Below are 13616 nucleotides of genomic sequence, written 5' to 3'. Positions count from 1 at the left end.
CGTGAACCCGCACGTAATCGTGGCCGGCCCGCGCCGGGGTTCCGGGCAACAACGGCAACACCGGGGCGGTGCGGTCCAACGCTTGGTCGCGGCGTCGGTCAAGCGCTCAGGCGTGCTGGCGTGCGCGGACGCTGCGGGGGCACCGAACGGGCGATCGCCGGGGAGCTGGGAGTTTCACCTAACACGCGGAGCGGCTCGAAGGATTATTGGACGAGCCCCGGCCCGGCCGGCCTCGCACGATTGCCGACGCGGACGTGGAACGCGTTGCCAAGGTCCGCGACGTCGTCGGTCTCTACCTCGACCCGCCGAACGCGTGCGGCGAGCCGATCACCTTGCCCGTGGTCAGGTTCAGCGCGGCGTCAGCCGCGGGTCCTGGTCGTTCACTCCTCGGCCCGGGCGGCGGGCAGCCAGATCAGGGCGCGGCCGATGTCGTCGGCGGCGGCGCGGTGCTCCTCCGAGCGGTCGACCCGGGCCGCGGCCGCGCACGCCTCCAGGCGCCGGGTCAGGTCGCCGTGGAAGTAGGGATCATCGATCGCGGGCGGCCCGGGCGTAGGCCGCGGCCGGAAACGGCCGATGAACGAGATCACGGCCTGCGCGACGACCGGGCCGGCGCCGATCGCCGCCAGCAGGACCGGCAGCGAAGCGGCCTGGCGAGCGGTCAGCAGGATCGTCAGCGACACCGCGGCCCCGGCGAGCATCCCGGCGAGCGTCCGGCCCCAGTGCGGCGGCAGGCCCGCGCCGAACCGGCCGGCCGCCCGGTCGATCTCGTAGTCGGCCTGCGCCAGCCGCGCGAACCCGACCCGGTCGGGCCGCTCGGCGACCCAGTCGCGGGCCTGCGCGTCCAAGGATGCCGCCCGCACCCGGGCGGACGCACGGCGCAGCCGGTGCTCGACCTCGCCGCCGAAGACGTCGTCGCTCACGGCTGCTCCTTGGTCTCGGCGGCCAGATAGTGCTCAATGTGGTCGATCGCCTGGCAGAGCAGGGTGTCGGCCGCGGCCAGCCGTCCGAAGGTCGCGCTCTCCGCGGCCAGGTGGGCCAGGTATGCCGGCTGCCAGTGCCTCGAACCGGACGCGCGCAGGATCGCCGACACCAGCCGGATGCGCGCGCCGGCCAGCGCCCCGGGCAGCCCGGCCAGGTCGCGCGGGCTGCTCGGCTCGACCGTCACCGCGGCCCGGGCCAGCCGGCGACGGCCCAGCCCGGGCGCGAGCCGGGTGACCGTCCACTTGCGCACCGGATATTCGACCAGCACCGCCGCCACCCAGGCGCAGGCGACCACCCAGAAGGTCGAGAACCCCAGCGCCCGGGCCACGAGCGCGGTCGCCGCGGCGGCGAGCAGCATCGCCGGCGTGCCGACCAGCACCCGGGACCAGCCGCCGAGTCCGCTCGCCGCCATGACCAGATGTTCGTCGACCTCCACCAGCCGGCGCCGGGCCGAATTCAGCGAGAACTGGTCGAGGTCGCCGGTCGCCTCCCGCAGCCGGTCACGCCCATCGGCCACCAGCGCGCGCACGGCGGCGAGATCCTGGGAGAGCTGACGGCCAGGCATGCCCCCGAGCGTGTCACCGCCGGGCAACCTTGGGTAGTGCCGTTTTCAGCCACTCGACCGCCTCCTCGACGGTCGTCACCGCCGGGGCCGGGGGGATCGGCGGCCGGTCGACGACGATGACCGGGATCCGCAGCTCCCGGGCCGCCGCCAGCTTCGGTGCCGGCCCACCACTGTCCTTCGTGACCAGCACGTTTATCGCCCGCTCGCGGAACAGCCGCCGCTCGCCGTCGAGGGTGAACGGCCCCCGGTCGAGCACGGTCTCGAGCCCCCGCGGCATCGGCGGCACCGGCTTCTCGACCGATCGTGACAGAAACCAGGCGCCCTCGACCCGGGCGAAATCGGCGATGCCCTGTCGCCCGGTGGTGAGAAGAACGCGGTCCCCCAGGCGGGGGAGAAGGGCGGCGGCTTCGGTCAGATCCCGTACGCGCCGCCAGTCGTCCCCGCCCTCCTCGACCCATCCGGGCCGCCGCAGAACGAGCAGTGGTGTGCGGGTCTGAGCCGCCGCGTCGACGGCGTGCCGGGTCATCGTCGCCGCGAACGGGTGGGTCGCGTCGACGACGGCGTCGATCCGCTCGGCCGTCAGGTAGTCGACCAGCCCTCGGGTCCCGCCGAACCCGCCGATCCGCACGTCGCCGGCGATCTCCAGTGGTTTCGACGTCCGCCCGGCCAGCGAACTGATCACGCTGTAGGGGGTGCCGGCCGCGGAGGCGAGTGCCGCGGCCAGGCGGCGGCCTTCGCTGGTGCCGCCCAGGATCAGCACCCGGGGGCGGCCGGTCACCTCCGGCATCGGCCCACCGCCGAGAACCCGGTCAGCTTCGGCATCGGCCGGCTGAGTAGAGGTGGCTGTCGGGGAACTGGGCGGCGGTCAAGGCGGCCCCGACCACGATCACGGCCGTGCGCCTGACGCCGGCCGCCTTCACCCGCTCGGCGATATCGGCCAGCGTGCCGCGCACGATCAACTCGTCGGGACGGCTCGCCCGCGCGACCACGGCGACCGGACATTGCGGACCATAGGACGGGAGCAGGTCGGCCACCACGGCGTCGATGCGCTGGACGGCCAGGTGCAGGATCATCGTCGCCCGGCTGGCGCCCAGCGTCGCCAGATCCTCGCCCGGGGGCATGGCGGTGGCGCGTTCGGCGGTCCGGGTCAGGATGACCGTCTGGGCGACCTCGGGCACGGTCAGTTCGCGGCCCAGCGAAGCCGCCGCGGCGGCGAACGCCGGCACGCCCGGGACCACGGCGTAGGGGACGCCGGCCAGGTCGAGGCGGCGCATCTGCTCGGCCACCGCGCTGAACACCGACGGGTCGCCCGAGTGCAGGCGGGCCACGTCCTGGCCGGCCGAGTGGGCCGTGACCATCTCGGCGATGATCTCGTCGAGGGTCAGCCGGGCGGTGTCGATCAGGCGGGCGCCCGGCGGGCACACCGAAAGCAGTTCCGTGGGCACAAGGCTGCCGGCGTACAGACAGACCGGGCTGTCTGCGAGGAGGCGCTGACCGCGTACGGTGATCAGATCGGCGGCCCCCGGGCCGGCGCCGATGAAGTGGACCGTCATCGGGTCACCGACCAGATCGTCACCGGCATCATCGGTCTCCATCCCGTGAATCCGCCGACCGGCGAGGCGCGGTTCACCGCGACGCGGGTCAGGTCACCGCCCAGCTTGCCGTACGCAGCGGCCAGCACCGCCTCGGTCTCCAACGTCACCGCGTTGGCCACCAGGCGGCCGCCCGGCGGCAGCGCGGCCAGGCAGGCGTCGAGCACGCCGTCGCGGGTCAGGCCGCCGCCGACGAAGACCGTGTCCGGCGTCGGCAGCCCGGCCAGGGCAGCGGGCGCCGCGCCTTCGACGACCCGCAGACCGGGGACTCCCAGGGCCGAAGCGTTGCGCCGGATGGAAGCGGCCCGGGCGGAATGCGACTCGATCGCGATCGCCCGGCAGGACGGGTGGCTGCGCATCCACTCGATGCCGATGCTTCCGGAACCCGCGCCGACGTCCCAGAGCAGGGCGCCCGGCACGGGCGCCAGCGCGGCCAGGGTCACCGCGCGAATCTCACGCTTCGTGAGTTGTCCGTCATTTTCGTACGCGTCGTCCTGAAGTCCCGGCACGACCGCGACGCGGGGCCCGTCGCCGCATTCGACGGCGAGCACCGCCAGCGGATCGCCGGGCGGATGCTCCCAGGAGGCGGCAGTCCCGGCGACCACGCGCTCGGCCGGGCCGCCGAGCTGTTCCAGAACGGTGACCGTGGCCTCGCCGTAGCCACAGCCGGTCAGCAGCGACGCGACCAGGGCCGGGGTGCCGGCGTCGCGGGCCAGCACGAGCAGCCGCCGTCCCGGGTTGAGCGCCCGCCGCAGCACCGCCGGGTCGGCGGTGACCAGGCTCACCACCTCGGTCGTCGCGAGCGGCCAGCCCAGCCGGGCGGCGGCCAGCGACGCCGACGACGGGTGGGGGAGGGCCCGCACCCGCGCGGCGCCGAGCAGCCGCACCAGCGTCGCCCCGATGCCGTGGAACATCGGATCGCCGCTCGCCAGCACCGCCCGGCGCCGGCCGGCATGCGCCTCGAGCAGGTCGGGCAGGGCCGGGAGCAGCGGCGACGGCCAGGCGACCCGCTCGGCGGCGACCTCGGCCGGGAGCAGATCGAGTTGCCGGTCGCTGCCGAAGATCACTTGCGCCGCGAGCAGCGCCTCCTGGGGCGTACGCCCGAGGTCCGCCCACCCGCCGGCGCCGACGCCGACGACCGTGACCAGGTCGGGGTTGTCGGTTTGCACGTCGAGACCGTAACCCGGCGCCCGGCCCGGGATTTTTCTCCCCCGGCTTGAGCGATGCCGGTCCCGGCTGCGTACAACAGCCAGACGGCTCCCGAGACCGGGTCGTCACGTTCGCCGCAGGGGGTGGCGGACGACGCCCACGACGACCGTCTGGAGGCTGAGGACGTGGCGCAGCGACCGCCCGTGTTCCCGAGCCCTCAAGATCAGCGCTCGGCCGAGGACGACGACGAGCGGTATTTCGCCGACTTGCGGGCCATGCCCGACGAGGAGGATTCGTTCGCCCGGCCCCGGCGCGACGACTCCTGGAACCGGCATCCGTCCGGCGGGTGGGAGACCACCGAGCCGGTCGACGACTTCGACGCCGTCCGTCCCCGCACCGACGAGTTCGACTCCGTCCGCCCGCGATCCGATGCGTCCGAATACTCCGACCCGACCGGCATGTACTCCGAGGTCCGGCCGCCGAGCGACGAGTTCGCCTCGATCCGGCCCCGCAGCGACGAGTTCGAGACCGTCCGCCCGCGGGGCGACGACTTCGAGCCGATGCGTCCGCGCGGCGACGAGTTCGAGGCCGCCCGGCCCCGCCGCGACGATTACGACACGGGGTCCTACGAGCGGCGGCGGCCGGAGCCGCGCCGCGAGGACACCGGCTCGTTCGAGGCGCGGCGCGAGGAGAGCGGTTCGTTCCGGGCGCGCCGCGAGGACACCGGCTCGTTCGAGGTGCGGCGGGACGCCGGGGCCTACGACGCGCTGCGGCCCGACTCGGGCCAGTTCTCGGCGGTCCAGCTCGACGAGCCGCGGCCCCGGCGCCGCGACGACGATGCCGAGCGGTCCCGGCCGGCCGCCGACCCGTGGGGCGACGACCCCGGCGCGCGTCTCGACGACGCGTACGCCGTACCGGACATCGACGATCAGCCGGCACCGGCGGGCTGGGCCGATCCGCAGGATCCGTATTTCGACGACCCCTACCGCCGCAGCGACATCGTGCAGGAGTCGCAGACCGACCCGAGCGGCTGGAAGGCCAGCGGCCCGGCGCAACCGCCGATCCCGGACGACCGCCCGCCCGCCGAGGCGCTCTCCGGCAACCGCCTGCTGACCATCCTGCTGTTCTTCTCCGGCCTGGCCACCACCGTCTCGCTCTGGCTGTTCGACACCCCGGGCGGCTCGGTCAACGACGCCGCCACGACGATGCTCGCGGCCGGCCGGATCACCGGTCTGGTCTCCGGCTACATCCTGTTCATCCAGCTGCTCATGATGAGCCGGGTCTCCTGGCTCGAGGAGTGGGTCGGCGCGCGTGACCTGCTGCGCTGGCACCGCTGGCTGGGCACCTCGCTGGTCGTCGGGGTGCTCGGGCACATCGTGCTGATCGTCTACGGCTACGCGCTGACCGCGGAGAGCGGCGTCGTGTCGCAGGGCTGGATGATCATCACCACGTTCCCCAAGATGATGAACGCGGTGATCGCCACCGGCATCCTGGTCGTGATCTCGCTGACCTCGATCCGGTTCGCCCGCTCCAGGCTGCCGTACGAGTTCTGGCACCTGCTGCACTTCGCGGGCTACCTGGTGCTGCTGCTCGGCTACGGACACCAGGTCGCGACCGGGGCCGACCTCAGCGGCCGGTTCTCCTCGGTGTTCTGGCCCGGGCTCAGCGCTCTGGTGATCTCGGCGCTGGTCTGGGGCCGGCTGATCGAGCCGCTCTGGCTCAACTCCCGGCACCGGTTCGAGGTCGCCGAGGTGGTCACCGAGGGCACCAACACGTTCTCGATCTACATCGACGGCAAGAAGCTCGACAAGCTGCCCGCCCAGGCCGGCCAGTTCATGCGGTGGCGGTTCCTGACCCGCAACGGCTGGTGGCAGTCCCACCCGTTCTCGCTCTCCGCGGCGCCGAACAAGGAGTGGCTGCGGCTGACCGTGACCGCGGTCGGCGGCCACACCGCGCGGCTGGCCGACATGAAGCCGCGGACGCCGGTGTGGGCGGCCGGGCCGTTCGGGGTGTTCACCGCGCAGCGGCGCACCCGGCGCCGAGCCCTGCTGATCGCCGGTGGCAGCGGCATCGCCCCGATCCGGGCCCTGCTCGAGGACATGCCGCCGGACACGATCGTGATCTACCGGGCGAGCCGGCCCGACGAGCTGGTGTTCCGCGGCGAGCTCGAGGAGCTGGCCGAGCGCCGGGACGCCTGGGTGCGCTACATCGTCGGCTCCCGCAACGACCCGGGCCCGCGCCGCCTGTTCACCCCGCCGGGCCTGCTCGGCCTGGTGCCGGACGTGAGCCGCCGCGACGTCTACCTCTGCGGGCCGCCCGGTCTCGTCGGGGCCGCGGTCGGCACGCTGCGCGAGCTCGATGTTCCGGAGAGCCAGCTCCACCTCGACCCCTTCGAGTTCTAGTTTTCGGGAGTTCCTGTCATGCGACGTAGTACCGCAGCCGCCGTCGGCACCCTGACCGGCGCCGCCCTGATCATCGGGGTGCGACTGAGCGTGACGCCGACGGCGGCCCCGGTCGCCGAAGCGCCGCCTCCGGTCGACGTGGCCGACAACTCTTCGCCGTCCCCGGCCGGGTCCGCCGCGTCCAAGGACAAAGACAAGGCGAAGGCTCCGGCGAAGAAACAGGAGGCCGCCAAGTCCGGCCTCAAGGACGGCGACATCCAGGGCAAGAAGATCCAATACCCGTACGGCGCCATCCAGGTCACGCTGAAGATCGACGGCGGGACGATCACCGATGTGGCGGCGACGTACCCGCTGGCCGGCGACAGCGCGACCATCAACCCGCGGGCTATCCCGGCGCTCAAGCAGGAGGTCCTGAAGGCGCAGAGCGACAAGATCGCGGCGGTCTCGGGGGCGACCTACACCAGCGCGGCCTACCTCAAGTCGCTTCAATCGGCATTGGACGCCGCCAAGGCGTAGGGTCACGCCTCGTGCGTCACGTCGAACACGTCATGGGTACGGTCGTCAGCATCGAACTGGCCGACGACCAGCCCCCTGAGCAGCTCCGCGACATGATCGCCGAGGTGTGCGACTGGTTGCACGAGGTGGACCGCCGGTTCAGCACGTACAAGGCGGAGAGTGAGGTCTGCCGCCTGCAGCGCGGCGAGATCACGCTGGCCGGCTGCTCGCCCGACATGCGGCACGTGCTCGACGTCTGCGCCGACCTGTGGCGCGACACCGACGGCTATTTCGACGCATACGCGGGCGGCTCGCTCGACCCGTCCGGCTACGTGAAGGGCTGGTCGGTCGAGGTCGCCTCGGCCCGGCTGGCCGACGCCGGCTCGACCCGTCACTACATCAACGCCGGTGGCGACATCCGCATGCGCGGCGGCAACCCGGACGGCGAACCGTGGCGGGTCGGCATCCGGCACCCGTGGGAGGCCGACAAGATCAGCTGGGTGCTGGCGGTCACCGAGGGTGCGGTCGCGACGTCCGGCACGTACGAGCGGGGCCATCACGTGGTCAACCCGCGTACGGGAAAGCCCGCGCGTGGATTGCGCAGCGTGACCGTCGTCGGTCCTGATCTCTCGATGGCCGACGCCTATGCGACCGCCGCCCTCGCCATGGGCGAGGCGGGCATCTCGTGGCTCGCCCAGCGGGCCGCCGACGGATATCAATCGGCCGTCGTCACCGACGACGGCCGCGCCTTCTCGTCGGCGAACCTTCCGGCCGCGGTCTGACGATTCCGTTCTGCGGGGAGGTCGGGTGGAAGTCACACTTCGGGTCGGCGAGCGGACCACGGTGCGCCTGCCCGGCCTGGGTACGGCCGGCTACCGCTGGAGCTACCACGTGACCGGCGACGCCGTGGCGGTCTCGGTCGGACCGGCGCCGCGTGAGGAGATCGACGGCCGGCCGCCCGGGGCCAGCGCCGACGAGATCGCCGTCGTCGAGGGCCGGCATCCGGGCCGCGCGACCGTGACCCTGGAACAGCGGCGCTCCTGGGAAAACAAGCCCGAGCCACGGGACCGGCGCGTCCTCGACGTGACCGTCACCTGACTGGTTATCGAACGCCGCCCGGCTGCTCCAGGCGGCCCTCTACGCGATCAGCCGGCGCGACTCCCAGCGCGCCGGATATCCGGCCGACGACCTGGGCGCCCGGGCCGGCGGGCGTCGCTGGCGGCCGGCCGCCCACCGGCCGGCCGGCGCGCGGAGATGCTGTCGCGCCGCCCAGCCCACCCACCGGCCGTACTCCTGGACGCCGGCACGGCGGCCCGGATCGACGCCGAGCCGGCCCCGCTCAGCGCCCGGGTCCGCCGCGCCCTGGCCGAGGCGCACCACTGACCGATCGGCCCGGCGCCCTTACGGGAGGGCCAGCCTGGGCACCCTTGCGCAGGTGATATACGCGGTACCGTCGGCCTCCAGCGCCTGGGAGAAGGTGAACACCCAGTTCCTGGCGTTGGCCGGATCCTGGTAGCTGCCGGTCAAAGTCGCGCCCTCCGACTCGTCCAAGGTGACCGACCCGACGATGGCATCGGCCTCCGCATGGGCACAGCTGACCGTGTACGAGGGGAGGCCACCCGACAGCGGATAACTCTCCCGCTCGAGGATCAGCCCACCGGTGTCGCCCTGTGGACCCTGTGGGCCGGCCGGACCGGGCCAGCCCTGAGGGCCGACCGGGCCGGTGGCGCCCTGAGGACCGGCCGCACCGGTCTCCCCGGCCGGGCCCTGAGGACCGGCCACACCAGCCGGACCCTGGGGGCCGGTCGCACCGGTCGCACCGGTCTCCCCGGGCGGCCCCTGAGGACCGGCCTCCCCCGGAGCCCCGTCCGGGCCGGTGGGCCCCGCCGAGTTCCAGGACATCATCCATTCGCCGGTCCGGCATTTCGCCGTACTCGAGTTGACCCAGCGCACAGCGCCGGTCTTGTTGTCAACGCAAGTCTTGATCACTCCAGCGGGTGCCGTACGGGTCACCTCGGCCCCGCCGGCGGCGACCGCCGGGGCGGCGTTGGCCAGCGCGGCGGCCATGGCGCCGGCCGAGGCGAGCAGGAGACGTTTTCTCATCGGTGGTTGATCCTTCCCCGAGTGCGAGTGTTCGGGCTGGTGCACGGCACCCAGCGTAGGGAAGAAATACTCACTTTCCGGGTAAATAGGTGGGATTACCTCTGACCATATTCACGGTCCCGTGATGTCCCGACGCACGTGCGGGCGGAGGAGGCGGCGGTCGGTGTCTTCGAACAGGCAGATGGCGGCGGTCGCGTCGTCGTATCGCTTGTAGCGCAGGCGGGCGTCGTCGAGGACGGCGGCTGCCTCGGCGGAGCGGATCCGGCCGATGAGCTTGGCTGGTCCGCTGCTGGCGAGGGCGTCAAGCAGGCCGGCCCAGTCGAACAGGCGGAATTGGTCCACCGCGGCGGCGGCGCCATCGGTGAGCAGTGCCGCACGTCGAACCCGATCCGGCCCGGAAAGCGGCGCGCGGCCGGTAACCGAGTGGTGCGCGGCCTGCGGGTTGGCGGCTGCGATCCAGTAGCCGTCGCGCTGGTTGGTGTGCCGCCACTTCGCCACGGTGACAGGCTTTACCGTGGCCTCCGAGCCGGCGACGGTTTCCGGCCGCGTCCGCGCGATGACCTGGTGGATCCGGTTGTCGGTGACGGCGGTAGTCCTCTCGCCGCAGTCGAGGACGAGCGTGCTGTCGCAGAGCACCAGGTAGTCGATGTGGTCCCGCCCCTCACGGAGCATGCACACCGTCGACGCGGGAGTCGCCGGCCGGGTGAGGTCGCACGTGGCGCGGTGCTCGTCGGCGACGTCGCCGATGGCGTGGGCCAGCAGGTCGGGCAGGGGATCTTCGGGTGCGTCCGCGTAGGCGAGCGCGAGTCTTGCGGCGAGGCGGCGCACATACCAGGCCGGGCCATGGCTGCAGCCACTGTCCACCGTCGACGGCTGCGTGACGCCGTCGAAAACAGCGACCAGGGCGCCGATCGCCAGCACGCCGTCTTCGTTGGTGATCCGGTCGGGGGCGGCCTGGGTCGAGAGCCGGACGTCCATCATCAGAACGCTATTACGTGGACGCCGCCTACCTGCGCGACGCCCGGTTCCTTCATGCTTCCTCGCGTTGTGGGCGATCCACAAAGTCTTCCCGTCCGGTTGTAGGCCACTATCGCGGCACCCATCGACGTGATCCTCTATATCGCAAACGCGAAACAACCTCACGTCAGGAGTGGTCATGGAGCCTGGTCTCACTCGTCGCACGGCCCTCGCCGCGGCCGGCGGAGTCGCCGCCGGACTGGCCGTCGCCACGGCGGGGGCGCCCGCGTTCGGGGCCGCGGCGGCCGACGACGCCGACGCGATCGTCATCGGGCACGGGCTGGCCGGACTGGTCGCCACCGCCGAACTGATCGCGGCCGGGCGCAAGGTGCTGCTTCTCGACCAGGAGCCCGAGGCCAGTCTCGGCGGGCAGGCCTACTGGGCGTTCGGCGGGCTGTTCCTCGTCAACTCGGCCGAGCAGCACCTCATGGGCATCAAGGACTCGTACGACCTGGCCTGGCAGGACTGGCAGGGCGCGGCCGGATTCGACCGCGGCGTCGACGACCCGGCCGGCGAGGACTACTGGGCCTACAGGTGGGCGCAGGCGTACGTGCAGTTCGCCTCGGGCGAGAAACGGGCCTGGCTGGCCGGGCTCGGCATGCAGTGGTTCCCGCTCGTGGGCTGGGCCGAACGAGGGGGCGGCCTGGCCGACGGGCACGGCAACTCGGTGCCACGCTTCCACGTCACCTGGGGCACCGGCCCGGCCGTCCTCGAACCGTTCGTGAAGAAGGTGCGCGACGGCGCGGCCGCCGGCCAGGTCACCTTCAAGTTCCGCTATCGGGTCGACGAGATCGTGAGGACGGGTGGCGCGGTCACCGGCGTACGCGGAAAGGTCCTGGAACCGAGCAGCGCGGCCCGCGGCACCCCGAGTTCGCGAGTCGAAGTCGGCGATTTCTCCCTGAAGGCCCCGGTCGTGATCGTGACCTCGGGCGGCATCGGCGGCAACCAGGACCTCGTGCGCCAGAACTGGCCGGCCCGCCTCGGCCCGGTGCCCAAGTTCATGGTCACCGGCGTGCCGGCGCACGTCGACGGCCGCATGCTCGGCATCACCGGACAGACCGGCGGCCGCGTCGTCAACCCCGACCGGATGTGGCACTACACCGAAGGTGTGCGCAACTTCGCCCCGATCTGGCCCAACCACGGCATCCGCATCCTGCCCGGCCCGTCGTCGATGTGGTTCGACGCCACCGGAAAACGCTTCAAGGCGCCCGACATGCCGGGCTACGACACGCTGCACACCCTCGGGACGATCGCGTCGACCGGCTACGACTACTCGTGGTTCATCAGCACGCAGAAGATCGTGGACAAGGAATACGCGCTCTCGGGCTCCGAGCAGAACCCGGACCTGACCAACAAGAACATCCTCCAGTTGCTCTCCCGCATCTGGCAGACACCCGGGCCGATCCAGAACTTCGAGAACAAGGGCGCCGACTTCGTACGCGCCTTGAACCTGCCCGACCTGGTGGCCGGCATGAACCGGCTGGTCGGCAACGACCTGCTTCGCCTGGATGAGGTACAGCGGCAGATCGAGGCCCGCGACCGCGAAATGGACCACAGCTACAGCAAGGACGCCCAGGTCATGGGCATCCGCAACGCCCTGTCGTACCTCGGGGACTCGCTCAGCCGCACCGCCCCCGCCCACAAGATCCTCGACCCGTCGGCCGGCCCGCTGGTCGCCGTCCGCCTCAACATCCTGACCCGCAAAACCCTCGGCGGCCTGCAGACCGACCTCTCCGGGCGGGTGCTGGCCGCCGGCGGCCAGCCGATCCCCGGCCTGTACGCGGCGGGCGAGGTCGCCGGCTTCGGCGGCGGCGGGGTGCACGGCTACCGCTCGTTGGAAGGCACTTTCCTCGGCGGCTGCCTGTTCAGCGGACGCCAGACCGGCCGGGCGGCCGCCGCCGAACTCGCCTGACCACCGTCGCGCGGCCAGCTTCGGCCCGGCAGGTGGAGAATGCGCCGGTGATCACCGAGCGCCTGACCCTTCGCCAGTGGCGGGACGACGACCTCGACTTCCTAGCCGCCATCAATGCCGACCCGGAGGTCATGCGCTACATCCTGGACGGTTCCACCCGTGACCGTCGGCAGAGCGCCGACGGCCTGAACCGGATGAAGGGGGAGTGGGCGGAACTCGGCTACGGGCGGTTCGCGATCGAACTGCGGTCGACCGGCGAGCTGATCGGGTGGGCCGGGCTGGCGGTACCCGACTTCCTGCCGTCGGTCATGCCGGCGGTCGAGGTCGGCTGGCGGCTGGCCCGGTCGGCGTGGGGCCACGGCTATGCGACCGAGGCCGCTCGGGCCGCTTTACGGTTCGGGTTCTCCTCGCGCGGCCTGGATCGGATCATCAGCATTCGCCACCTCGGGAACGACCGGTCGGCCCGGGTGATGGAGAAGTTGGGCCTCCGCTTCGACCACGAGACCGTCGTGCCCGGACACGACCAGCCGGTCGCCGTGCACGCCATCACCAGGGACCAGTGGAGACGGGCCGGGCCGGTGCCGAGGTAATGCGCGTCGGCGTTGCTGTGATTCTCGAACTGGCCGAGGCGACGGCCCGACGCCAGCACTGCCTGCCCTTTCCCGCCGAATGGCGGAGCGCGGTCGGGCGGAGATCCTCGCCGGGCGTTGACAACGTCATAGTCGTCGATGTCTTTGAATCTCAGCCACCCCCGCATTCCCGATCCCCGGAGGCGCATCGTGCGCTGGAGAATCACGTCGAAGAGAGCGCTCTCGCTGATCGCCCTGGCGACCCTTCCCATGGCCGCCGCCGTCGTCGGAACGGAGAACGCCCAGGCCGCGGTCCCGGGCGCGCCGGCCGGCTTCACGCTGACGTGGAGCGACGACTTCAACGGCGCGGCCAACACCGGCATCGACCAGAGCCTCTGGAAATATGACACCGGGCCGGGCAGCACGTTCGGCACCGGCGAGATCGAGACGATGACCAGCAGCACCTCGAACGTCTACTACGACGGCCAGGGACACCTGGTGCTGCAGGCGAACCACTCCGGCTCCGACCCGCGCGGCGGGTGGACCTCCGGCCGGGTCGAGACCCAGGCGGCGACCTTCGGCGCGGCGCCCGGCGGCGTGGTACGCATGGAGTCGATCCTCCAGCAGCCCAACGTCAACACCGCCAACGGGGCGGGCTACTGGCCGGCGTTCTGGATGCTCGGCGCGCCGTTGCGCTCCGGGGTGTCGTGGCCGGGCTCGGGCGAGGTCGACGTCATGGAGGACATCAACGGCCGCAGTTCGGTCTTCGGCACGCTGCACTGCGGTGTCAGCCCGGGCGGCCCGTGCAACGAGTCGACCGGCATCGGCAGC

The 13616-nt window shown here is 72.2% G+C and carries 14 protein-coding genes and 2 pseudogenes; 9 read left to right on the top strand and 7 right to left on the bottom strand.

Translation table 11 applies throughout. From position 1 onward, the window contains the following. Positions 1-188 precede the first annotated feature (188 nt). Positions 189-311, top strand: a pseudogene (locus tag AB0M88_RS30215) (helix-turn-helix domain-containing protein); the annotation flags it as partial. Positions 312-380: 69 nt separating this feature from the next. On the opposite strand, the gene AB0M88_RS30210 reads toward AB0M88_RS30215, so the two are convergent. Genes AB0M88_RS30210 through cbiE form a run of 5 tightly spaced genes read right to left on the bottom strand, consistent with a single transcriptional unit; the run spans position 381 to position 4307 of the window. Further along, entirely contained in the window at positions 381-920 is a 540-nt protein-coding gene (locus AB0M88_RS30210) for a hypothetical protein (protein ID WP_364108192.1), read from the bottom strand. After that, entirely contained in the window at positions 917-1546 is a 630-nt protein-coding gene (locus AB0M88_RS30205; protein ID WP_364108190.1) for a hypothetical protein, read from the bottom strand. Before AB0M88_RS30205 ends, AB0M88_RS30210 begins: the two co-directional genes overlap by 4 nt. 13 nt (positions 1547-1559) lie before the next feature. Next, the gene (locus AB0M88_RS30200; RefSeq protein ID WP_364108188.1) at positions 1560-2333 is read right to left on the bottom strand and encodes a cobalt-precorrin-6A reductase; all 774 of its coding nucleotides are present in this window, start codon (positions 2331-2333) and stop codon (positions 1560-1562) included. A gap of 22 nt (positions 2334-2355) precedes the next feature. Further along, complete coding sequence (gene cobM / locus AB0M88_RS30195) at positions 2356-3099, bottom strand: precorrin-4 C(11)-methyltransferase (protein ID WP_364108282.1); 744 nt, start codon at positions 3097-3099, stop codon at positions 2356-2358. Further along, entirely contained in the window at positions 3096-4307 is a 1212-nt protein-coding gene (gene cbiE, locus AB0M88_RS30190) for a precorrin-6y C5,15-methyltransferase (decarboxylating) subunit CbiE (RefSeq protein WP_364108186.1), read from the bottom strand. The genes cobM and cbiE overlap by 4 nt, the downstream gene beginning before the upstream one ends. A gap of 54 nt (positions 4308-4361) precedes the next feature. Between cbiE and AB0M88_RS30185 the strand changes: the two genes are divergently transcribed. The 5 genes from AB0M88_RS30185 to AB0M88_RS30165 all read left to right on the top strand — a co-directional run bounded on the left by AB0M88_RS30185 (position 4362) and on the right by AB0M88_RS30165 (position 8567). Next, entirely contained in the window at positions 4362-6689 is a 2328-nt protein-coding gene (locus tag AB0M88_RS30185; protein WP_364108184.1) for a ferric reductase-like transmembrane domain-containing protein, read from the top strand. Positions 6690-6707: 18 nt separating this feature from the next. Further along, entirely contained in the window at positions 6708-7205 is a 498-nt protein-coding gene (locus tag AB0M88_RS30180) for an FMN-binding protein (RefSeq protein WP_364108182.1), read from the top strand. Positions 7206-7237: 32 nt separating this feature from the next. Continuing rightward, positions 7238-7966 carry an FAD:protein FMN transferase gene (locus AB0M88_RS30175; protein WP_364108280.1) on the top strand — a complete coding sequence of 243 codons (729 nt, stop codon included), beginning with the start codon at positions 7238-7240 and terminating at the stop codon, positions 7964-7966. Between the two features lie 25 nt (positions 7967-7991). After that, a complete protein-coding gene (locus tag AB0M88_RS30170) occupies positions 7992-8282 on the top strand; it encodes a protease inhibitor I42 family protein (RefSeq protein WP_364108180.1) in 291 nt (96 codons plus the stop codon). 156 nt (positions 8283-8438) lie between these two features. After that, positions 8439-8567 carry a hypothetical protein gene (locus AB0M88_RS30165; protein WP_364108178.1) on the top strand — a complete coding sequence of 43 codons (129 nt, stop codon included), beginning with the start codon at positions 8439-8441 and terminating at the stop codon, positions 8565-8567. A gap of 18 nt (positions 8568-8585) precedes the next feature. Here the strand turns inward: AB0M88_RS30165 and AB0M88_RS30160 are convergent, their stop codons facing one another. Then, positions 8586-9287, bottom strand: a complete 702-nt coding sequence (locus AB0M88_RS30160; protein ID WP_364108176.1) for a hypothetical protein — start codon at positions 9285-9287, stop codon at positions 8586-8588. A gap of 111 nt (positions 9288-9398) precedes the next feature. Further along, a complete protein-coding gene (locus AB0M88_RS30155) occupies positions 9399-10268 on the bottom strand; it encodes a hypothetical protein (protein ID WP_364108174.1) in 870 nt (289 codons plus the stop codon). Positions 10269-10443: 175 nt separating this feature from the next. On the opposite strand from AB0M88_RS30155, the gene AB0M88_RS30150 reads away from it, so the two are divergent. The 3 genes and pseudogenes from AB0M88_RS30150 to AB0M88_RS30140 all read left to right on the top strand — a co-directional run. Beyond that, positions 10444-12216: an FAD-binding dehydrogenase gene (locus AB0M88_RS30150; RefSeq protein WP_364108172.1), complete on the top strand. Its 1773-nt coding sequence runs from the start codon at positions 10444-10446 to the stop codon at positions 12214-12216. Positions 12217-12263: 47 nt separating this feature from the next. Next, complete coding sequence (locus tag AB0M88_RS30145) at positions 12264-12806, top strand: GNAT family N-acetyltransferase (RefSeq protein ID WP_364108170.1); 543 nt, start codon at positions 12264-12266, stop codon at positions 12804-12806. A 189-nt stretch (positions 12807-12995) separates the two neighbouring features. Continuing rightward, positions 12996-13616, top strand: a pseudogene (locus AB0M88_RS30140) (hypothetical protein); the annotation flags it as partial.

It is taken from the genome of Actinoplanes sp. NPDC051411, assembly GCF_040682075.1.
In the GTDB taxonomy this organism is placed as follows: domain Bacteria; phylum Actinomycetota; class Actinomycetes; order Mycobacteriales; family Micromonosporaceae; genus Actinoplanes.
This window is presented reverse-complemented; position numbering and strand designations above follow the sequence as displayed.